Below are 958 nucleotides of genomic sequence, written 5' to 3'. Positions count from 1 at the left end.
TGGAGTCTGCAACTCGACTCCATGAAGTCGGAATCGCTAGTAATCGTGGATCAGAATGCCACGGTGAATACGTTCCCGGGCCTTGTACACACCGCCCGTCACACCATGGGAGTGGACTGCACCAGAAGTGGTTAGCCTAACCTTCGGGAGGGCGATCACCACGGTGTGGTTCATGACTGGGGTGAAGTCGTAACAAGGTAGCCCTAGGGGAACCTGGGGCTGGATCACCTCCTTATCGACACTGTCTACTGCTCGCGGCAAGTGCTCACAACGAATTACCTGATCAAGTTAGTTTATCGAGTAGTAGTGTCGGGTCTGTAGCTCAGTTGGTTAGAGCGCACCCCTGATAAGGGTGAGGTCGGCAGTTCAAATCTGCCCAGACCCACCAAAAGCTTCGTGCTTTTGTCGACACGGTTTTGCCGACTTTGGGGCCATAGCTCAGCTGGGAGAGCGCCTGCCTTGCACGCAGGAGGTCAGCGGTTCGATCCCGCTTGGCTCCACCATGAAAGTCCGGTTCAGCTTCTACTACCTGATAACGCTGCACAGTCCACAGTGACAAGCATATCGCCTTCCTCGTGAAGGTTGTGTGACTTCTCACTGTTCTCTGAACAGCCGCTCTTTAACAATGTGAATCATGCTGACGATAGATATGTGCGCCAAGYGCATGTCTATCAAACGATATGTCGGAGAGGTCCGACAGATTCGTAATTCTTGACAGACCCCTTGGGGTTATATGGTCAAGCGATTAAGCGCATACGGTGGATGCCTTGGCAGCCAGAGGCGATGAAGGACGTGATAGCCTGCGATAAGCGTTGGCGAGGTGGCAAATACCCTGCGACCCAACGATTTCCGAATGGGGAAACCCACTCACCATCAGGTGAGTATCTATAGGCCAATACATAACCTATAGAGGCAAACCCGGGGAACTGAAACATCTAAGTACCCGGAGGAAAAGAAA

The 958-nt window shown here is 52.6% G+C and carries 2 tRNA genes and 2 rRNA genes; all 4 read left to right on the top strand.

Annotated features, from left to right (window positions below):
- Positions 1 to 235: ribosomal RNA gene (locus AOG28_RS17415) — 16S ribosomal RNA — on the top strand; the annotation flags it as partial.
- A gap of 76 nt (positions 236 to 311) precedes the next feature.
- Positions 312 to 388, top strand: a tRNA-Ile gene (locus AOG28_RS17410).
- Positions 389 to 427: 39 nt separating this feature from the next.
- Positions 428 to 503 (top strand) — tRNA-Ala (locus AOG28_RS17405).
- Between the two features lie 232 nt (positions 504 to 735).
- Positions 736 to 958, top strand: a 23S ribosomal RNA gene (locus AOG28_RS17400); the annotation flags it as partial.

Source organism: Cobetia sp. UCD-24C (assembly GCF_001306765.1).
Classification (GTDB): domain Bacteria; phylum Pseudomonadota; class Gammaproteobacteria; order Pseudomonadales; family Halomonadaceae; genus Cobetia; species Cobetia amphilecti.
This window is presented reverse-complemented; position numbering and strand designations above follow the sequence as displayed.